The sequence below is a fragment of the Chitinophaga filiformis genome, assembly GCF_023100805.1.
Lineage (GTDB): Bacteria > Bacteroidota > Bacteroidia > Chitinophagales > Chitinophagaceae > Chitinophaga > Chitinophaga filiformis_B.
Window position 1 is genome coordinate 7,455,778 of the sequence record NZ_CP095855.1, and the last position, 21,718, is coordinate 7,477,495.

Genomic DNA, 21,718 nt, shown 5'->3' on the forward strand with positions numbered 1-21,718 from the left:
TAATTGGACCAATAGGGGGTAGGTATAAAAGCCGGGTGATACTTTTCATCCGGCTTTTGTTTGTAAGCAGGTGTTCTTAATAAGTGCTGACTTTTTCTTAGACAAAGATCAGCAGGCAAAGATCGACACACAGCGTACCTGTTTTTTCGTAACTGACGTGAAGCATGAGCTTCAATCAATCTAAAAACTGAAATATCAAATACCAACGCAAGACACTGCCACTTATAATAATTGAAAAAAATAGCCCTTCCAGGCAAGTGTCACTTTAACATTATTAAAATAGTACCTTCAACAGGGGTTAAAGATTGCATGATCATAAAAAATATTGTACTTTTCGTCTGTCGTGATGAGCCATCTTAATGCAAACCTGTGTCTCCAACATGTCCAGCGGAACAGGGCACAGGAATCAGAAAAAATGTCTATAAAAATAATTAGCATATGAACAGGATACTGTTGCTTTCCTGTTGTATGATGGGGTGTTTATTACAATGCCTTGCACAAAAGCAGCTGCCTTCATACGCAGTTCTACAAGAGCTGATAAAAAAAGAGCGCCCGGATACCGCGGAGATGCGCATATTGCTGAATGCAGGATACATGTATGTGATGAAGCCAGGTGCCGTCGGCATCGATATGGACAGCGCTACCCTTTTTGCAGATAAAATACTGGCATCTTCTATAAAAGCAGGCAATAAAATATGGCAGGGACAAAGTTACCTGCTCTATTCAAATATCCTGCGTGAGCAACAAATAACAGCGAAAGGAAAAGCGTACGCCCTGGAAGCGAAAAGCATTTTTCAAAAATGGCAGCAGAGCGCCTATCTCGCAGATACATATGTCGAACTGGCTAACTATTATAGCCTGGAACCCAGGGAAAACCTGGACATTAAGATCAGCTGTTACAAGGAGGCCATTAAACTTTACAGAGCTGCCGGCCTGAAGGAAAGACTGGCACATACGCTGTATGTGCTGGGAGATCTTTACAATGTCACGGACGACTTCAAATTACTGACAGAAACACTGGCGCAATCGGTAGCCATTTATGATGAAATTAAAGTGGAACCCGGCGCTGATGTTTATTCGCTTCTTGGAACAGGCTATAACCGCCTGGGAGATTTTGGTAACGCACTCAAGTACAACCTGCTTGCCGTAAAAGTGGTAGAGTCACGAAAAGACACAGTAAGCACAAATGCTACGGTTTATAACAGACTGGCACTCCTCTACCACTATATGGGAGAATCGGACGAAGCATTAAAATACTACCAAAAAGCCTGGCTCATAGCATCTAAGCTAAATGATACATCTACACTGCGTCTCCTGTCCATCAATACCGCGGCGACTTATGCAATGAAGAAAAGACCTGATAAAGCCCTGGCCGTAATTAAACGGCTGGAACGTAATTATCCGCCCACTGACTTCGCAGAAAAAATGTGGATGTATATATTCATCGCGGGCTGTCATATGGATCTTAAACAACATAATGCAGCTCTCCCCTATATTCGCATCGTACACAAAGGCAAAAACCAGTTGCCTGACATGTTGCACGCATCTGCAGATGACATTGAATCCAGGTATTATCTTATAACCGGTGATTATGTGAAAAGCCATCAGCTGGCCTTAAACGTGATTGCAACGGCGCTGAGGTCAAAGAATCTAAGCCTGCAGTCAGTCGCCTATCACGATCTTTTCCAGGCCGATTCCGCCATGGGCAATTACAAAGAAGCAGTCGAACACTATCGCCAGTATAAAATTGTCAACGATTCCCTGTTCAACATCTCTAAGGCAATACAAATAAGTACCTTACAGGTGCAGTTTGAAACACAACAGAAACAACAGAGCATTGAACTGCTCACACGTAAGTCGCAGCTGCAACGCGCAGCACTGGACAAAGTCCGCTTTACCAGGAATGTGATCATTGCAGGCGCCGTCATGCTGGTCATTATGCTGGCACTGGGATATAACCGTTACCAGCTTAAACTGAGCAACAACCGGCAACTGATGCAAAAACAGAATGAGATCAACGAGAAAAACATATCTCTCCAGGATCTCATTGCCACACAACATAAATTACTGGGAGAAAAAGAATGGCTGGTAAAAGAAATACACCACCGCGTCAAAAATAACCTGCAGATAGTCATGAGCCTCCTGAACACACAGGCTGCATTCCTCGATGATAAAGACGCACTCAACGCCATAAGGGAAAGCAGGTACCGTATGCAGGCGATATCCCTCATTCATCAGAAATTATATCAATCTGAGAACATGGCCCTGATAGAAATGAGCGCGTATATCAAAGACCTGGTTGAATACCTGAAAGATGGCTTTTCAGGTATTAATAAGATCCGGTTTGATCTTCAGATAGCCAACATAAAACTGGATGTATCACATTCCGTTCCCATTGGACTGATACTAAATGAAGCGATCACCAACTCCATTAAATATGCTTTTACCGGGAACGGGCTTATTAAGATCTCCCTGCAGGAGACATCTCCCGGACAGCTGACACTTATAATCGCAGACGATGGCGTCGGGCTACCCATAGAAGATAATAATCGGGACCGTAAACAGTCGATGGGAATGATGCTCATGAACACTCTTGCCGAACAACTGGACGGCACATTGCACATACAGAGCAGGAATGGTGTAATTATTACGGTCAGCTTTAAATACCAGGAAGAACAAGCTTTTACTACATCCGGAGAAGCAATTACTTCACCCATTTAGGCTGATAAACCACCTTTTGTTGCAGCACTGTATTCAGTAAACGTTCCGGATCATCATCAAAAACCAGAGACTTCATATGGTATTCAGATAAAAAACCTGCACTGCACATTGTCATCAACAACTCCTGCAGCTTGTCATAGTAACCATTCACATTGAGAATGCCACAAGGCTTGCTATGAAAGCCCAGCTGCGCCCAGGTGAACACCTCTATAATCTCTTCCAGGGTACCTATCCCGCCGGGTATTGCTATAAAACAATCTGCGAGGTTCGCCATCATTGCCTTCCGCTCATGCATGGTAGCTACAACATGCAATTGCGTAAGGTTTTTGTGGGCAATCTCCGTATTGGAGATCTTTTCCGGCAATACGCCAATCACCTCCCCTCCCAGTGACAATACCTGGTCGGCCACAACTCCCATCAGACCAACAGCTGCTCCGCCGTAGATCAGCCTGAGTTTGTTCTTTACAATACAATTGCCCAATTCCTTGGTCAGACTGGTATAAACCGGATCATTCCCGAAGTTAGATCCGCAAAAGATAGCAATGTTGTTCATGGTGCAAAGATTGTAAAAAATAACCGGGGAAGCAGGACAAATGTCCTGGTGGGGAGCCTGGCAGGGATGGCAGGCAACACACTAAACAATTATTTGTCTATTTAAAATATTTATTCAATATTTGCACCCCGGCGAACAAAAAGGATCAGTAGTTCAGTTGGTTAGAATGCCGCCCTGTCACGGCGGAGGTCGCGGGTTCGAGTCCCGTCTGGTCCGCTAAAGGGGACAAGTCATAAAAAAAATGACTGTCCCCTTTTTCGTTTTCTGCCCAATCCCTTTGCAGTCGGGCAATCCGGGAAAGACAAAATTCACTTTTTCGGTTCGATATTGCCGTTTTTCGCGGTCATAGACCGTACACTCCAAGTTCCGCTTGAAAGATCCGCTGCAGAAAGATTGTATTATTGCAACTGGCTCGGCTAACTTCAGTGGTCCGTCCACTACTGACAATGATGAGAATATGATGACCATCAAAGGTAATCCCGGAGTGGCTGATATCTACTTCACAGAATTCCTGAGATTATTTAACCACTATTACTTCCGTTGGATCGTCAAAAAAATGACAGAACAGGGGTCACTCGATTACGATAACCCCGCTTTCCTTTCCTCTACCGACACATGGACAAATCAATACAAAGCTGTAAATACAAGAGAAAACGCATAGAGATATTCACGGTATGTATGGCATACAGCAACTCCAACAAGCATCTTCAAAATACGATGCTGAGCCTGCCTAACAGAACTTGGTCACACAACAACATTGATATTACAACAGAAATAAGCAACCACTGCTTATTTCTTTTTATTTAAACATATCCCTCCTGATCTGGGCTTCGATGGATTACAGTGCTTTATGAACGGAAACTAACTGGTTGTTTACTGAGGATTCGGACAAGTATAAGAATTTTGCGATCTGCTTAATTCACCAGAGGGCAGCAAAATTATTTATTCCCCATACCATATTCCGTGATTTGTGTTTGGCAGGGCTTACAAAATTTGCTTGCCGAACCGATAAATCTTGTCTAATCCGAGCAAATTGATTCGATAGTTGTCCCGTCGGGTCCGCAACCTCTAGTGTCCCGTAGGTTGGCACCTGTGGTTATAACAGCTTCCAAACAGTCTTAATTTTGGGCTGACTACAACATGGTCAATGCAATGTTTGTTAGCGGCAATTCTTTCTAAATTGGGTTAAATCTAAAACCTCTACACGACCCGTTGTGCGAACCCATTTTACAGTTCCATATTCTTTGCTTAACCATACAGTTGCATCGTTCGGCTTTGTTGATCTGTCATACACTATTAAGTTCAGCTTAATACATTTCTTAAGAACAGTGTCACCTATCCAAAGATCTTCAAATTGATAATCCTTTATAAAGACTCCCATCACAAAACTCCATTTCAATTTAGCCAGGTCGAATGGCTTGGAAAATCGTAAGTTTGGTGGTAAAATATGATTGAAATTCTTTTCAGTCAACTCAGTTGGACTTTGATTCTCGGTAAGCGACGCTAACCATACAGAATCATTCCTGAAAATCATAGCAGAACCTGAAAAGCTTGCCCACTGAGCCCAACGTCCAGTCGTATCATCTGCGGTCGAAATATAATAAGCAGTGTCTTTACCAATAAGGATTTTCCTGTAAACTAGTTCGCTTGTATCACGAAGACCTGACGCGTGGTAAGAATCATAAATACAATTATAGACTAAGGTATCACATCTGGGCTTTAAATATTCAGATAGATTAATGCCGGCTTTTTGTCCCTGCCCAATCGAGTAAGATCCAAGTATAAGTGAAAGTATCAAAATTATCCTCATCTATAAAGATTGCCTGCTATTAAATATCCGCTAACGGTTGTATTGCTGTACAAACGAATATATTCAGTTTTTAGAAAACATTATAATTAAATAATCATCTATTGTGTTAGTCTTAACAGATTTTCAAGTTCATGTCACGAACCATTGTCATAAAGACGGAATACAAAAGCAGTAGAAGATGACGGCTGTCCGTGTAACCCTGTCGAAGAAAGAACTGTTGTCAAAATGAAGGCAACTGTCCATCGCGACATATTTGTTTTTGCATTGTCATGTTGTGATTGGATTAATGAAACCCGTCTTCGCATAACGGTTGATTATAAAATCTGTTGTCAGTTGCCTGATAAATGAATACCCTGATTTGGTGTCATTTTAGCCTGCGACCCGGGTCATACGTACAGGGATAAATAAGCAGCTGTTTCACTCTTTTTATTTTTGGCAACCGCCGCCGGTATTCCTTCAGCAACGATCTTTCCGCCCTGTTCGCCGGCCCCCGGCCCAATGTCGATCACCCAATCGCTCTGCGCAATAACGTGCATGTCGTGCTCAACAACGATCACCGTATTGCCCGCATCTACCAGCGAATTTAATTGCACCATCAGTTTCTCTACATCTGCCGGGTGCAATCCTGTCGTCGGTTCATCCAGCACATAAAGCGTATCGCCACGCTGCGAACGCTGCAATTCCGTTGCCAGTTTGATGCGTTGTGCCTCACCGCCTGATAATTCTGTAGCAGGCTGACCTAACCTTAAATAACCTAAGCCTACCTGTCGAACAACATTAAGGCTACGCCGCAAGATCTCCTCTTCTTCAAAAAACTCCCACGCAACATCTACCGGCATCGCAAGTACTTCAGCAATATTCTTATCCTTGTATTTTATTTCGAGCGTTTTGTCGTTGTAGCGCGTGCCGTGGCAGGTAGGACAGGGGGAATACACGCTTGGCAAGAACAACAATTCTACCATTACGAAGCCTTCACCGGCGCAATGTGGACAACGGCCCTTGGCTACGTTAAACGAAAAACGGCCTGCATCGTAATGACGCGCTTTCGCCATTTTCGTTGCTGCAAAAAGTTTACGCACATGGTCAAATAAGCCGGTGTACGTAGCAAGATTAGACCTGGGTGTACGGCCGATCGGTTTTTGATCCACCCGTACCATGCGTTTAACCCGTTCCATACCTTCCGTTATCCGCCCTGAAGAAAGAACTGTTTCTTCCTGAAGTAAATCCTGTTGATCTTCAGTTGGAGGATCTATTTCCTGGCCAAGCTGCGCTGCAACGAGTTCTATAAGCGCCTGGCTGACAAGGCTGCTTTTACCTGAGCCGGAAATACCTGTCACACTCGTCAAAACGCCTAAGGGAAAAGAAACATCCAGGTTGCTGAGATTATTGCGGGAAACTCCTTCCAAACGTAGCCAGCTTGTCGTAGTACGTGCAGTTCGTTTAGGCGGGATTGCCTGTGCTATATATCGCCGGGTAACAGAGGTTTCCACTTTCTGCAACCCGCTTAAAGGCCCGCTGTATAGAATTTCACCACCGTTAACACCAGCGGCAGGACCGACATCTACCACCCAGTCAGCGTGCCGAATGATATCCACTTCATGCTCGACTACGAAAAGCGAATTGCCAGCGTCTTTCAGCTTATCCAGCGCGCGCAGCAATGCTTCAGTATCCGCCGGATGAAGGCCCGCAGAAGGTTCATCGAGAACATACACAACGCCGAATAAATTTGAACGTACCTGCGTTGCAAGCCGTAGTCTTTGCAACTCACCCGGTGACAGCGTAGGCGTGCTGCGTTCCGGCGTAAGGTAGCCAAGGCCGAGATCAAGCATTATAGACAGCCTTGCCACGAGATCTTCCGCAATACGTTGAGCCACCATTGCTTTTTCAGGGTGCAGTTCATTTATTTTATCAAACGATGCCTGTCTGGCATAAGGACTAAAAATTTTATTAAGCTCATACAATTGAAGGCGCGATATCTCTGTAATATCATAGCCGGCAAATTTTACAGACAGAGATTCTTTTTTTAACCTTTTACCATTGCACACCGGGCAATCTGCCCCCGTCATAAACTGCATTACCCGCTTTTTCATTAGCTGGCTTTGCGTATTCGCGAAGGTCTGCATTACATACCGCTTAGCACCTGTGAACGTGCCCATGTAGCTCGGCTCCAATTTTTGGTTCAGCGCCTTCTTCATTTCTTTTGCAGAAAGGCCTGAATACACAGGAACGGTTGGCTGTTCGTCTGTAAATAGTATCCACTCACGGTCTTTCTTCGGCAGATCACGCCAGGGCTTATCTACATCATAGCCCAGCGTCATCAGTATCTCGCGCAGGTTTTGCCCCTGCCAGGCTGTAGGCCACGCAGCAATGGCCCGTTCACGGATCGTGAGACTGTCGTCCGGTACCATCGATTTTTCGGTCACATCATAGATACGGCCAAGCCCGTGACAGTTGGGACAGGCCCCTTCGGGTGTATTCGGTGAAAAGCCTTCAGCGTAGATGATCGATTGTCCTTTGGGATAGTCGCCTGCCCTTGAAAACAACATACGGAGCAGGTTGGATAGCGTTGTTACACTACCAACAGAAGAACGTGTGGTTACTGCACCGCGTTGTTGTTGTAAGGCAACAGCAGGAGGCAGACCTTCGATTTCATCCACTTCAGGGACGGACATCTGGTTAAATAACCGTCTTGCATAAGGTGAGACTGATTCCAGGTAACGGCGTTGTGCTTCAGCATACAAAGTTCCGAATGCCAGCGAAGATTTACCTGAACCCGATACGCCTGTGAAAACAACCAGCGCATTACGCGGTATGTCAACATTGATATTTTTAAGATTGTGTTCCCTTGCACCCCGCACGCGAACAAAATCGCCAGCCGATGCTTTTTTAGATTGCCCTTCCTTCATAAATGAATATTACAAACGTTTTGATACTACTATAGTTTAAGCTATAGCACTTACAGCAAATACCATACTATCAAAATACGGCGGTTTCGGGTACCGGCATGCTGCCAGATGCCGCCGCCAAAGACCTGGCTTTTACACCCAGCTCAAAAAGTACTTCGACCATATTTATGCCGGCAGGCCCATCTTTCCCGTGATATGCGCATTATTCAGAACCGAAACAGCCTTGATTTGTGGGCGATTTTACCCCCGCATTTCAATAACCCTATTCAGCTCTTGTATCATAGCAGGCCTGCGGGGATATTTACGGCATATTTCCTCTGCAATAGTGATGACTTCATCCGTTCCCTCAGGAATAGCTTCAATCACCATTATCATTTTGATAGCCAGATCCGTATATTCCCGACGGTTTCCAACTATATCACCTTTACGCCCAAAGGCGGGAAGATATAATGCTAACAGCTGTATGGGATAAATATTCACTAAATGATCATGGTACCGTAACAGCCGGTCCAGATCTATTTCCTGGCTCATAAGACTCAGCAGTCTGTCCCAGTATTTCTCCTCAATATAGATAGGAGCGAGTACATCAAGCAGTAGTGTATCTGGCGAATACCATACTTTTCCCTTATTTTTTTGATATTGTAGTTCTACACCTGTTATTCTTTCTTCAATATATTTTTCTATTTCCTCTTCCCATTCATCCATGTCGAAGCTACTCTTCCATTGATTGTAATAAATCTGATGAAAGCCCCGATCAAAAGCAAAATGTTTTGTATAATACCTTATTGTATCTTTATCGTTTTCTAAAACAGCAATGTGGAGAAGCTCTTCCTCCCACTGCCTTACCGTTCCCGGATGGTCCTTTTTTCGGGCAAGTTCAATTCCCTCAACTATTAATTGCTTAGCCGAAGAAAGATCGGTCTTTTCTACCAGGCGCCTAACCTCGCCGCGTCGAATATCAACAATATCTAAATTTTCCCGAAGAAGTGCCTGAGCATCACTAAAATTCCCAATAGCATGTAAGAATGCTACTTTCCGCACAAGAAAATAATCCTTCCTATAAGAATGCTCGTCTTCTGATGTCTTTTTAATCTGACCATCAATAAAATTCAGATAGGACGCCTGTTCATTTAACTTTATGGCAAGGGTAAAATAAACATCCAGCATATCATGTCCAAAATCACCATAATCGAAATATACCGGAAGGCTTACCGCTGATCGTATAAAATCAAATATCTCTGCCTGCACATCCGTCATTGCCTTTTCCTCCTCCACGACAACCTTTATCAATGCTATGGCACTATTGATAATATCTCCAATGTATCCACCGGAATCATCGCAATAAGTAATAAGGTCGATGACTTCCGTCAATACTGATCTTGCTAAAATAAACGCGTTATGAAAATTGCCCTTTTCTAACAGGCGTCGCCCCTCATCAAGTAATCCATTAATCTCATTTGCCAATTGTTGAACAGATCTGTAATCAATAAAATCTCCGCCTGAATTGCTCCGTATCAAGCCTTTTAGTTGTTGGGTATAGCTCTTACCTATATCCATGTCGCCATCTTTATCCGCGAAGTAGCGTTCAAATATAGATTTGAACTTTTGATCGCTTGCAGCATGCGTCAGAATAAATTCCCGGCATTCTTCTAAACCTATTTTTTGTAATAAGGTCTTAAAATCTTTTTTGGGATCGCCTTTTTGGGGGGCCGGGGCCTTAGATAATTCTTCCTTCAGCAGAAATAAGACTGCCACAACATGTTTGCAGATGTCACCTTCATACGGGCAATCGCATGAATATGATGCTATGTTGTTCTTTCTGAGCAACCTCACCTCCACTTGGTATGTATCGCTTCCCGTCACTTCCGCATACCATAAACCTTCTTCCGTTTCCTCCAGATCAACAACAGCTGCATTCTCATAGTATTCCCTTCCCCGATGGACGATCTTATCACTTAGTTGTAATTCAAAATTTTTCAATGTGAGCATGTAGGCAGTGCTTTATTCAGCCGATAAATCGTCCGTAGTTTAACTGTTATGGATCAAACCACGGGCATAGATATTCTTTACTATTCCAAAGGTACTGATCATGAACCAAAAATAGCCTTATGGGCGTGGCCTGTGCCATTTGGCATGCTTTTTAACCTCTAACAGTTATTAAAAATGCAAGTATGAAAACTAAAACACGCAAAGTATTGATCATTGAAGACGAAGGTGACCTATGCCTGCTTATAAATATACTATTGGAAGGCAAGGGAATGGAAATAGAACATGTACAAAGCATTGCCAAAGCTGGGGAATATCTTCTACAGGAAAAGCCTTCTTTAATATTATTAGATAATCGCCTGCCTGACGGTTTCGGCATCGACTTTCTTAGCATTGTAAAAAAGGAACACCCTACAACAAAAGTGATCATGATCTCTGGTGTTGACGCGGCCGCTGAGGATGTAGCTTTAGAAAATGGCGCTGACGCTTTTCTGAAAAAGCCGTTTACCAAAGCACAGTTGCACGAAACGGTTACGGAGTTGCTGAAAACAGAAGATGCAATTACTTCGCCATCCTAAACTTCCTCCGACACCGTCGCCTTTGCAATTTAAACCCCTGGTGAGATGTGAAGAGTAATTATATCATTTCAGCTTCGCATTTTAACAACCTATTCAATTTCTCTATTGTAGCTGACTGCTGGTATATTAGCGCCAAATTGACCATCAATTTGGCGCTAATATGCTACAAAAAGAAATATAAAGCCAGAAGCTTTTTGTTTGTCGGCCGATGACGGGTACGTCCCCGATCCCGGCAATTATCCGGAAGTGAATCATTAAATCTGATCAGGGACAACACTATTTAAACACAAATGTTATTTCAAAGTGATCTTACCTATCGCCAGTTTGGTTTTTCCAAACGTACGGTCCGTTTTACCTATCAGATACATTTCATTGTTAATAATAGACCCTAAACGCGGCATCGCTGTAGGTACCTCCGTGTTGGAGAAGAACTGTTTCCTTGCAAGTTTGCCGGAGATCGCATCGATATTCAGTACATAACAATCAGACTTGGCATAACGGTAGATCTTTTTTGCTTTCTGACCAGCCTGCGTAACGCCGGTATTTTTAGGGCTATCATTAAAGATGACCTGGATATTGTCATCTGATTGCATAGCACCAAAACCGGAATAAAAAGGCCTGCCTCCCAAATCAAAGTATCCGGTATAACTATAACTGAGACCGAAACCCATACTATAAGAAGGACCGGTAATGGATATTGTTTCCCGCTGATCTTTAGGCAGAATCTCGAGCCAGCCAATATCCCCGGTAGCATTGATCTTACACATCAACAGATCGCCGGAAAGGTAATGATAAGTGGTAGTTGAGCTTCCGCCTGTCATCATACCAGCAGCACCAGGCGTACCTGCAGTGCTCGAAACAGTCACATATTGATGATATTGTTCTGCCAGTATAACCAGTCCATTGTCGGGGGTATAAAAAATGTTCCTGAACTGCATATATTTTGAGAACCCTTCACCTTCATCTTTCAGTTTATTCAGCCTTTCCCTTTCTTTTCTTTCCTCTTTGTCTTCATCTTTATCATCATCATCATCTTTATCATCATCACCATTGTCTGCAGTTAAAAGGGAATTATTAATAGCTTTATCACTGGTAGAGATGATCGTCCCGTCGTTTATATTGATCCTCTGCACCAACAGGCCATCAATGGTCTTACCCTTTTTGCTATTGCTGTAGAATGCGGCCAGCACAAGGTCTTTGTTCTTTTCCTGTACCACTTTCGTACTGTTCAGCCATTTACCGTTGACAGCGGTATTGATTTCCGTCTGCTGATTTCCTTTTTCGTCATACAGGCGGATGTTGTAATTGGTGAAATCCAGGAATTTCGCTTTCTTCTTTTTACCTTCTTCATATTCATACACCCTTCCTACAAGCAGGATCTTATTATTGCTTAGGTACAACAGGTCCTGAAGCTGATATTTCTTTGCCTCAAACTCATTTGTCAGCACTACAGGTTTACCGATTGCCCTGAAATTTTTATCAAATTCCTGCACCTTGTATTCATTTCTTTCCTTTCCTTTTATGCTGCTCACCAATATGATCCTGGTGCTGTCTGCATTGTAGGTAATTTTGAAATCAATATCATCGGCCTTCTCCTCTTTCTGCAGGAGGGCTACTTCTTTAAATTCCCCGGTGAGCTCTCCCGTGCCTTTATTTACCGCGGAAGCATAAATAGCTTCTGTTCTGTCCCGGCGACTGTAATCAGATGAGATCAGGAACAATTTATCACCAAATGGGAAGAATTGCACGAATTCCTTACCTCTTAGTTCCTTGTTAAAATCATTCCGGAACACTTCATTTAAATTCTTATCTACTTTTATAAGGGAAGCCGATTCACGGGTGGTGGCAGCTACCACAAAATAACCTTTCAGGGCCTGGTGACTTTCCTGCAGATAGGCGCCGGTTTTGTCCACGGATATTACTTCCAGGTCGCTACTCCCCTTGCGTAATTTAAATTCTTCCCCCCATTTGATAGTTGGTTTCTGGGCAAAACAGGTAATACTAAGGCCGATACAGGCCAGCAAAAAACTACAATGTTTCATTTGTGAAATAGGTATATGATAAATAATAATTACACGGCTCCGGGTGGGCACGTCTTTATTTCAAGGTATATTGTCCAATTACTTTTTCGGGCAACAATATAAGACCAGTGTGGTCGAAAAACAAATATTTACACATTTTTAAATAAATTAATCTGTTTATCGCCCGTTAAGGTCCGTTATTATGCCCAGTCTGCCACCGGCCGATTATACCGGTTAAATCTTCTTACTGATTCCGCAGGCTCATACTCCCGGTCCTTGGCCTCATCTTACACACCATATGAATTATCGCGCTAAGGCATTAACCGGGGTGTTATACTGGTACCTTTAAAAACAACCCGCATACTAAATACAATGGTTGGCTGTGCTCGCACTCATGCCTGATAATACAGTTTAAATTTCATTTAAGATTGTTTACAATCTGTTTAGTATTTATTGACAACTTATTTACTTATTACGCACTATCTTGTCACAAATTAATAGTTACATCAACCAAAAGGAAATCTGTTAAGAACAGATAGTCGAGCAACACAAGGATGGGGATTAATATGTACTGTGGAGCAACATACAGTTATGTAGCTCTATGTACTTTTTTTGACGACAGGTCATGCCAATTATTATTATCAATAAAAAATCTATGATATCTCAATACCGGGGAAAGCATTAATCAAGCCCGTATTAAATCTGTTGCCGCAGGGCATAATCAACCAATTCGCAATAATCAGCAAGCATTAAAATCTAGTTCATGACTGTTAATTTGACAAAATACAGCTACGGCTGTAGTGTGCTATTAACGCTCGTCTTCACCCTCATGTCCGTATTCGCCAGGGCACAGGGCACAGACGCGCGTGTAAGTATTGCCGGGACCATTAAGGACGGAGGAGACGGCACCTTCCTTCCCGGCGTATCCATCAGTATCTCCGAATCCAAGGCAGGTACAGTTTCAAATATAGACGGAGGTTTTACTATTAAAGCCAACGTAGGTAGTACGCTGACGTTTTCGATTGTAGGGTATCTGCCTTTTACTTATAAAGTGAAAGGTCCCGACGCCAATGTGTCCATTGTACTGCGGCGCGATAAAACAGATCTTAAAGATGTAGTGGTTATTGGTTACCAGGAAGCATCCCGTAAAACTGTAACAGCTTCTGTTACCTCTGTAAATCCAAAAAACCTGCTGGATGTTCCAACACCTTCACTGGACGCACTTCTACAAGGTCGCGCTCCTGGTCTGGATGTTCAGAACTTTTCCGGTGAGCCCGGCGTAAGAAGTAACGTGGTAATGCGTGGTAACACAGCGGTGAGCAGGAATATCAACAGTGATTTCACTACTGCCCAGGGTAAAGCAAGTCTCGCCCGCGCATTGAGTGGTCCCTTATATGTAATTGATGGTGTGCCGCAAAGCACTGAAGATATCGCTGCTATCAATTATGGTAGCGGTACCAATACGGACGCATTGGCGGGTATTGCCGTAAATGATATCCAGAGCATTGACATCTTAAAAGACGCCTCTGCTGCGGCCATTTATGGTTCAAGAGGCGCCGGTGGTGTGATCATCATCACTACCAAGCGTGGTATTACCGGTAAGCCGAAGATTGATTTCTCTGCCTATCATGGTATCACTGATATGCCAAGCCTTGATAAAATAGTGATCGGGGCGGAAGAGCGCAGAGGTAAGATGGCGCTGATCCAGCACTATGGGCAATATTTAAACCTGCAGAACATTCCCCAGATCCTGACTGACAGCCTGAACCCTGCATTTAACAACGCAAATGACTACCAGGGACAGCTCTATCAAACAGGTCAGGTTGGTAACTATGATCTCTCTGTAAGCGGAGGAACTAATCTTGTCAACTACAGGTACTCCCTTAACTATTATGACGAAGAGGGCATCATTAAGAAATCCGGTTTTAAGCGATATAGTTTCAGCAGCAATACAGGTTTGAATTTATCTCCAAAACTGAATATCAACACCATTATCCGTTATTCCAGATCAGACAGACCAAGGTCTATCAATGATCTGTCGGGCGGTTATGGTCCTTTTAATGGCGGTTACTATGCTTCCAGTCCATTACCATCATCAACATTATATTTATCACCTGCAAATGCCGCCTTTATTTTTGGTAATACCACCAATCAGACAGACCGTAACTCAGATGATAACCTGTCTATCAGTCCTGTAATTGACTGGAAGATCTCCAAGAAATTCAGTTTCAACACGGTAATATCCTACTCTGCGCATTCAGCACGTTCGGATTCATACACCCCGGGCGCAGTGAGGAGAGACGGAACGGGTGCTGCATCCAGCTTCGTTGAAAACAGGAACAACTACCTGTTAAGTAATGCCCTGCAATACACCACAGGATTTGGTCAGCACCATACCCTGAACCTCCTGCTGGGTCAGAATACGGAATATATGGAATACAGGGCTACGATATCAAAAGCAGTAGGTATTCCAAATGACCAGATCCGGACGGTTACCGTACTGGACAAGAACCTGGCTGAAACCAGCAGCGACCTGTTGCAGAGTGGTATTCAGACCGGTTTCCTGCGTGTGAACTATGGCTTTAAAGGACGTTATTTATTGTCTGCCGTAATGAACGCGGATGCGTCTTCCCGTTTTGGTAAAAACAACCGTTGGGGTTATTTCCCATCAGTGTCTGCAGGTTGGGTGGTTAGTGATGAGCCATGGCTGAAAAGCAAGAGCAGCTGGCTTACTTTGCTGAAACTGCGTGCAAGTTATGGTGAAACCGGCCGTCAGCCGGATGGTGGCGACAACTACCTGTCTTATAACACCTACAACATTGGCGCCGGTGCTTTCCCTGGTAGCACCAACCCTGCTACAGGCGCCAACCAGTCATTAACTTACAATGGTGTTCCTGCTATCTCCCTCAATTTCGATAAAGGCCTTTCCAATCCAAATCTTAGCTGGGAAAAAACAAGCCAGTCTAACATTGGCCTGGACCTCACTTTATTGAACGGACGATTCAGCGTGGTAACAGATGCCTATGTGAAAAGCACACATGGTGGGATCTTTACACTGGCAGTGCCTATTACTACCGGTTATTCCACTAACACGGCCAATGCCATTGGTGTGAGGAACACAGGGGTGGAAATGCAGTTCATTGCCAATGTCTTTGCACCGGCTAAACCATTCCAGTGGCAGTTCCTGTTAAACATCGCCCACAACGATAATATCATCACCTCATTGCCAAATGGTGGCCGTGACATCTATCTCGATAAATACCTGTTGAGACAAGGTCAGCCTATTAACACTTACAATACATTTAAAGCAACCGGCATCTATAAAACTGATGCTGATGTACCGGTGAACCCTGTAACAGGTGCGGCACTGAACTTCTATGGTTATCCATTCAAAGGTGGCGACCCGATCTGGCAGGACTCCAATGGTGACGGTGTACTGGACGCAACAGACTATGTCCCTACCGGCAATCCGAATCCAAAACTGACTGGCGGTTTCAGTAACACATTCAGTTATAAAAGATTCACGCTGGACATCTTCTGTACTTTCACTGCCGGCCGCCAGATCTACAATGACTACTTAGCCGGAAGATTGTCCCAGCTGGTACCTACGGATGATGGCGATTCAAATCCCCTGCACTCCATCAGTACGCACTCGCTACCTGACCTGAGTGGTATCAATTACTGGTATAATCCGGGTGATAACGCACAGTATCCTTCCCTGAGCTCTGTAACGGGTACCCGTTATAAATATGCGCTGGTAAGTTCTCAATGGGTAGAAAGCGGCACCTACCTGCGTATTAAGAAAGTATCCCTCGGTTATAGCTTAAATCCTGCATTACTGGAAAGAGTTCATCTGAAGCGAGTACGCATCTATGGCCTGGTAGACAACCTGAAGATCTTCCAGAAATCCAAGAACGTACCTGATGCTGAGCAAGTGGATGTTTTTGGTGTATATAGCGGCAGTGGTTATCCACTTCCTAAGAAATTCACGTTTGGACTGGATGTCAGCCTATAACTTTTTAAAAACAGGATCATGAACAAACGACTCGTACATACAATATATATCGTCTTACTACTGGCTCCCCTCATGATAGTATCATCATGCAGTAAAATACTGGATCTGGAGCCTCACAACTCTACTTTCACAGAGGCATATTTCACCAATGAATCGGACGCAAATACTGCCATCGCCGGCGCTTATGCACTGCTAAGGAATATCCTCATCGCAGATAATACATGGCATGTGTATGGCGACGTTCCCGCCGGTGAATTCCTGATCAACGGTAACTACGACTCCGGCAACAGCAATGTGGCATTAGGGCTCTTTACGGGCCTGAACGTAAACGGCGGCAGCTACTGGAACTGGCAGAAATATTATAAACTGCTTCAGCAGGTGAACCTGATCATCGCCAAAGTACCGGGAATCGACTCGACAAAATTTGTTGATCCGGCCACTAAGTCGCATATCATCGGTGAAGCATATTTCCTGCGTGCTTTCACTTATTTCTTTATGAGCAGGGTTTGGGGCGGCGTGCCCTTGAAACTTACACCCGACTATGACGCCAATGCTGCTTTAAATATCCCAAGAAGCACTGCCGATGCTGTACTGGCTCAATGCCTGGCAGATGTGAGCATTGCTGAAAAAGATATGGCCTTTGGTTACGAAGACGAAGGGCAACGCGCCGTGAGGGCGAACAAGGGAAGCGCTTATGCGCTGGAAGCACATATCAGGGCATGGAAAGGCGATTATGCCGGTTGCGAAGCAGCCGCCAATACTGTGATCACCCAGGGAGGTTACCAGCTGGTCGACTCTGCGAATTATGAATCTGTATTCATCGGCAGGTCAGCAGAAGGCATTTTCGAGATCAATATCAACAGCGGACAGAACGAAGGCATCGCTCTGAATGGCGGTGGCAACGGTTCTGCTGTTACCCTGATGCAACCTTTCGTTTATGGTAAAGGATATCTTGAGTGGCCGGTACGCACCATTTATGTAAACAAGCTGTATGCAGCAGATAGTGCTACAGATATCCGTTACAGTAAGTTTTTCTTTCGGTCCCAGTCGTCTAACGGACAAGTTATCAAATATGCCAATATTACCTATGCCGATGGCTCAACAAAACAGGATCCGAGATTAAACAACAACCTGAATATATTCAGGCTCGCCGATATCATACTGTTAAGAGCAGAAGCGTTGAATAAGTTAGGTCGTGATGGAGAAGCAGTTACATTACTAAATGAGGTGCGTAAAAGAGCGGGCGTTCCTGATTACAGTGGCCCTGCTGGTGATGACCTGGCCACTGCAATACTGGAAGAACGCCTGAAAGAACTATTCTTTGAAGGACACGCGTATTTTGACCTTGTAAGAAGCAAAAAACTGACGGACTACAACGAGTCCTTCAACGGGAACCAGTATAATAATGGAGGATGGTTATGGCCAATTGATCCTAACATGTTCAAAGACGACTATACGCTTGTCCAGACACCTTACTGGCAGGGTAAACTTTAATTAAAATTAAACCAGCTGCATGAAAAAGATATTTTCCGGAACCATCATATTAATGACGATAGCTTTCTTCTCCTGCAAGAAGGACTATACGATCGGCGGTAGTATAACAGATCCGCATGTGAATATGACGACTTACGATTACTTAAAAACAAATCCGCTGTTTGATACGCTGTTATTACTAATTGACAGAACAGGACTGAAAGAGGAAGTGAATACATCAGGGACATTCTTTGCCGTTACTGATTATTCTATCAGTAATTATATAGCAAAAAAACAGGACGATCTGAGGACAAAAATGAACGATGAAAACCTCGTATATACCTTCGACTCCATTGATTATGCGGTGATGAAAGATTCCTTGAGAGCCTATCTGTTCAAAGATCAGATCACCAGAAACAATACCACGGAAATTGGCCGTTTCTTTAAAGCGAATGATGGTGAACTGCGCCTGGTGCAACTGATCCCTTCCAATGATTATACAGATGGTACTGTGTTCAGTACCAGGCCAAAGTACATTTACCTAACCAAACTGATCGCTACCGAGAATGGCTATCCTGTACCGACTGATTCTACGGGTCTGCCTGGCCTGAAGGACGGACAGAAATTACAGACACTTTGCCAGACGACGGGTATTATTACGACAACAGGCGTATTGCATGTGTTGAACAATGGTCACACATTCACTTATTTCCAGGATTTATTCAATTAATCGTTACATTATTTTATTATCATGAATAATATTTTCAAAGCCACTGCCTATGCATTGCTTGCAGCCGTTGCACTGTCACCTGCCTGTAAAAAGGTAGAAAATGGTTACCTGAGTAACCAGATACGGTATGTTGATAATCCAATGGAGATAAAGCGGGGACAAGTTGAGCAAACCGTTGCGGTTAGTAATGATGGTTCAAGTGCACCGGTTGTGTATAAATTGCTCGATATCAGGGACAGTACCGGACATCATGCAGATTCACTCTTTGCTTCTTACGATCGCTATGAATGGATCGGTGAGTTTAACCCGGATACTGACACCACGGTGGAACTGCTAAATAAGAAAAGACAGCTGGTAAACAAACCTCCTTTCGATTTCAATGTTCATACAGGTGCATTTACCTTCTATAATACGACTACCAAAGTGCCCTTGGGTAAATACGATTTTGATATCCAGGCAACCAACGAAAACGGTACCAAGACCTTTAAGAACATCGCCTCTTTTACATTAGTGGATGATGATCCGTACGTGATTGGCGGCGGCGGCGGAGCGTTGTTTCTGGATGGTACCACTACCAGTTACGACATCGGAGCCCCTGATGTAACAATTGTTAAGACTTCTGATGAAGGTACAAACATCATCCTGAAGATCACCGACCAATATGGTCATCCGTTTAATCCGGCAAAAGGTGAGATCATCAGAAGGGGCGACCGTAGTGATTTTGGCACCTATGCACAGTTTCACCCACTCGTGTATACAGATTCTACAATGACCTGCAATTTCGAGACAACACCGTTTCCTTTGAAGCAGAGTACTTACGGCTACCTGATCTATTACCGTATTCCAAGTCAGTATGTGATAGCTGACGGGGGGTATGCACCGGACAACAGGCAGGTTTATAGTGCAAATCCAAGGTTCCAGTTTAATATCTACCAGGAAGGTACTTATGAAGTAACTGTGAGAGTGAAGCATGTAACGAGAGATCCTAACTAAGAATATAACAGCTCAGCGAAGGCTGTCGGGAGAACATGGGTTAAAACAGGTACTTCGAAAGTTGTTTCCTGGCCCGTTTAAGTTAAAAGAGGAAGAATTAGCAATAATTCTTCCTCTTTTTGTATTACTAAGTCTGGTTATTCTTTCTTTTGATCCATCACTATGTATTCCCTTTACTCATAGGCTGCGATGCCGGCTCCTTTAATTAAAATGCGTCCGGAATGCCAGTGGGGTTTGGGCAGTCTTATCTTTAAAGAACTTGTTGAACGACTGGGAATAATTGAATCCCAGCCGATAGGCAATTTCACTGACTGTCAGATTAGTTGTTGACAATTGCTGTTTAGCTATCTCAATGATCTTTTCCTGGATATGCTGCTGCGCGGTAAGCCCCGTCAGCTGTTTAAGCATATCACTTAGATATTTGCCGGAAAGATGAAGTTTTTCAGCAAAATAGGAAACAGTCGGCAGTCCTTCGTTTCTGCCATCAGTTTTAAAATAATCATCAAGCAGTGCTTCAAAACGTGTCAGCAATTGATTGTTGATCGGTTTTCGGGTGATGAACTGCCTGTTATAATAGCGGTTACTGAATGTCAGCAGTAATTCCAGCTGCGCCACGAGCACATCCTGACTGAAATTATCGATTGGCCGACCGATCTCCTTTTGGATCTTCCGGAACAATTCTTCCATATCACGTTCTTCATCCGCTGAAAGTATCAGTGCTTCCCTCACGCTGTAGTTGAAAAAGTGATAGTTCCTGATCTTCCTGCTGAGATCATAGCCCTGCAAAAAATCAGGATGGAATACAAGGCACCAGCCATCCTCAGGAAAAGCCATCTCCGGATCTATACCCATTACCTGGTTAGGTCCGAAAAACCCCATCACACCCTCATCATAATCATAGGTCGTTTGCCCATACACCGATTTGCAGTTACATTTATATTTAATGGTAATAACATAGAAACCCAACATAAATCTAATTCCGGCATCCACACTTATTGCAGGCAGGTCACCGAAATTATATATACCGATCAGGGGATGCCTGGGTTTGCCAAGACCCGTTGCAGCATAGTATTGATGCAGGTTTTTAATATACAATATATCTGTAGGCCTCATGGTCATCCATTTTTAATGACTATTTAAATTAAGGCTTTTCCTCATCATATTGCCAAAGATCTTCAATCCTACACGGACCGGCACCAAGGTGGTGGCGAACCAGGCTAGCTTGTTATGAAGACCACTGATGGTAATGAGTTTATTTTTCCGAAGGCCATTCATGGCTGCCGTCACCACCTGTTCCGGTGTTTCCATCCTTTTCGTCGAAAAACTGCCTTTCCTGTCCTCACCGATCTTTGCAGCAATAAAAAAACCGGTTTCCGTAGCGCCGGGACACAACAACATTGTTCTAATGCCATATAACCTGTTCTCCTCCCAGAGCGCCTGTGTGAAATATTTCACGAAACCTTTTGTTGCAGCATACACATTCATATACGGTATAGGGCCGAAGCTTGCCATCGAGCCTACATTAATAATCGTTCCGCTTTTTGACGCCCTCATTTGTGGCAAAAATCTATATGTCAACGCAACTACTGCATTCATATTCAATAGCATCATGTTGCGGTAATCCTCCAGGCTGTATTCCAGTATATCCCCTCCTGCGCCACCACCAGCATTGTTGATCAGCCAATTCACCTCAACATTCCTTTTTACAATTTCATCAGCAATGACCTGATCACTGCCGGGCTTTGACAGATCAGCCACGATATAATAAGCAGCAATCTGGTGCCGGTCACTTAGCTGCTTGCATAATGTTTTTAATTTTTGTTCGGAGCGGGCCACCAATACCAGATTGTGCTTTTCTACAGCCAGGCATTCGGCAAAAGCCTTACCGATACCACCGGATGCACCGGTTATTAATGAAACTTTCATCATCTT

The 21,718-nt window shown here is 43.8% G+C and carries 14 protein-coding genes and 1 tRNA gene; 8 read left to right on the forward strand and 7 right to left on the reverse strand.

Annotation, left to right across the window (positions count from 1 at the left end):
• Positions 1–438 precede the first annotated feature (438 nt).
• On the forward strand, positions 439–2,721 hold the full coding sequence (locus MYF79_RS29130) for a histidine kinase dimerization/phosphoacceptor domain -containing protein (protein WP_247811368.1): 2,283 nt from the start codon (positions 439–441) through the stop codon (positions 2,719–2,721).
• On the opposite strand, the gene MYF79_RS29135 is transcribed toward MYF79_RS29130, so the two are convergent.
• The gene (locus MYF79_RS29135; RefSeq protein ID WP_247811369.1) at positions 2,705–3,274 is read right to left on the reverse strand and encodes a TIGR00730 family Rossman fold protein; all 570 of its coding nucleotides are present in this window, start codon (positions 3,272–3,274) and stop codon (positions 2,705–2,707) included. The genes MYF79_RS29130 and MYF79_RS29135 overlap by 17 nt on opposite strands.
• A 142-nt stretch (positions 3,275–3,416) precedes the next feature.
• Here MYF79_RS29135 and MYF79_RS29140 point away from each other — a divergent pair.
• Together MYF79_RS29140 and MYF79_RS29145 are read left to right on the forward strand one after the other, a co-directional pair.
• Positions 3,417–3,490, forward strand: a tRNA-Asp gene (locus MYF79_RS29140).
• Between the two features lie 154 nt (positions 3,491–3,644).
• Positions 3,645–3,935: a hypothetical protein gene (locus MYF79_RS29145; RefSeq protein ID WP_247811370.1), complete on the forward strand. Its 291-nt coding sequence runs from the start codon at positions 3,645–3,647 to the stop codon at positions 3,933–3,935.
• Between the two features lie 498 nt (positions 3,936–4,433).
• Here the strand turns inward: MYF79_RS29145 and MYF79_RS29150 are convergent, their stop codons facing one another.
• From MYF79_RS29150 to MYF79_RS29160, 3 genes are all read right to left on the reverse strand, one after another.
• A complete protein-coding gene (locus tag MYF79_RS29150) occupies positions 4,434–5,084 on the reverse strand; it encodes a hypothetical protein (protein WP_247811371.1) in 651 nt (216 codons plus the stop codon).
• A 386-nt stretch (positions 5,085–5,470) separates the two neighbouring features.
• The gene (gene uvrA / locus MYF79_RS29155) at positions 5,471–7,990 is read right to left on the reverse strand and encodes an excinuclease ABC subunit UvrA (protein ID WP_247811372.1); all 2,520 of its coding nucleotides are present in this window, start codon (positions 7,988–7,990) and stop codon (positions 5,471–5,473) included.
• 240 nt (positions 7,991–8,230) lie between these two features.
• Complete coding sequence (locus MYF79_RS29160; RefSeq protein ID WP_247811373.1) at positions 8,231–9,979, reverse strand: SWIM zinc finger domain-containing protein; 1,749 nt, start codon at positions 9,977–9,979, stop codon at positions 8,231–8,233.
• A gap of 182 nt (positions 9,980–10,161) precedes the next feature.
• On the opposite strand from MYF79_RS29160, the gene MYF79_RS29165 reads away from it, so the two are divergent.
• Complete coding sequence (locus tag MYF79_RS29165) at positions 10,162–10,554, forward strand: response regulator (protein ID WP_247811374.1); 393 nt, start codon at positions 10,162–10,164, stop codon at positions 10,552–10,554.
• A gap of 293 nt (positions 10,555–10,847) precedes the next feature.
• On the opposite strand, the gene MYF79_RS29170 is transcribed toward MYF79_RS29165, so the two are convergent.
• Positions 10,848–12,596 (reverse strand): hypothetical protein, encoded by a 1,749-nt coding sequence (locus tag MYF79_RS29170; RefSeq protein ID WP_247811375.1) that lies wholly within the window; start codon positions 12,594–12,596, stop codon positions 10,848–10,850.
• Positions 12,597–13,338: 742 nt separating this feature from the next.
• Between MYF79_RS29170 and MYF79_RS29175 the strand changes: the two genes are divergently transcribed.
• Genes MYF79_RS29175 through MYF79_RS29190 form a run of 4 tightly spaced genes read left to right on the forward strand, consistent with a single transcriptional unit; the run spans position 13,339 to position 19,786 of the window.
• Positions 13,339–16,590, forward strand: coding sequence for a SusC/RagA family TonB-linked outer membrane protein (locus tag MYF79_RS29175; RefSeq protein WP_247811376.1), 3,252 nt, complete (start codon positions 13,339–13,341; stop codon positions 16,588–16,590).
• A gap of 18 nt (positions 16,591–16,608) precedes the next feature.
• Positions 16,609–18,084, forward strand: coding sequence for a RagB/SusD family nutrient uptake outer membrane protein (locus MYF79_RS29180; protein ID WP_247811377.1), 1,476 nt, complete (start codon positions 16,609–16,611; stop codon positions 18,082–18,084).
• A gap of 19 nt (positions 18,085–18,103) precedes the next feature.
• Complete coding sequence (locus MYF79_RS29185; RefSeq protein ID WP_247811378.1) at positions 18,104–18,793, forward strand: hypothetical protein; 690 nt, start codon at positions 18,104–18,106, stop codon at positions 18,791–18,793.
• Positions 18,794–18,814: 21 nt separating this feature from the next.
• Positions 18,815–19,786, forward strand: a complete 972-nt coding sequence (locus MYF79_RS29190; protein WP_247811379.1) for a DUF5007 domain-containing protein — start codon at positions 18,815–18,817, stop codon at positions 19,784–19,786.
• Positions 19,787–19,987: 201 nt separating this feature from the next.
• Here MYF79_RS29190 and MYF79_RS29195 read toward each other — a convergent pair whose 3' ends face one another.
• Positions 19,988–20,899: a helix-turn-helix domain-containing protein gene (locus MYF79_RS29195; RefSeq protein WP_247811380.1), complete on the reverse strand. Its 912-nt coding sequence runs from the start codon at positions 20,897–20,899 to the stop codon at positions 19,988–19,990.
• A gap of 12 nt (positions 20,900–20,911) precedes the next feature.
• Positions 20,912–21,715, reverse strand: a complete 804-nt coding sequence (locus MYF79_RS29200; protein WP_247811381.1) for an SDR family NAD(P)-dependent oxidoreductase — start codon at positions 21,713–21,715, stop codon at positions 20,912–20,914.
• Positions 21,716–21,718: the final 3 nt, after the last annotated feature.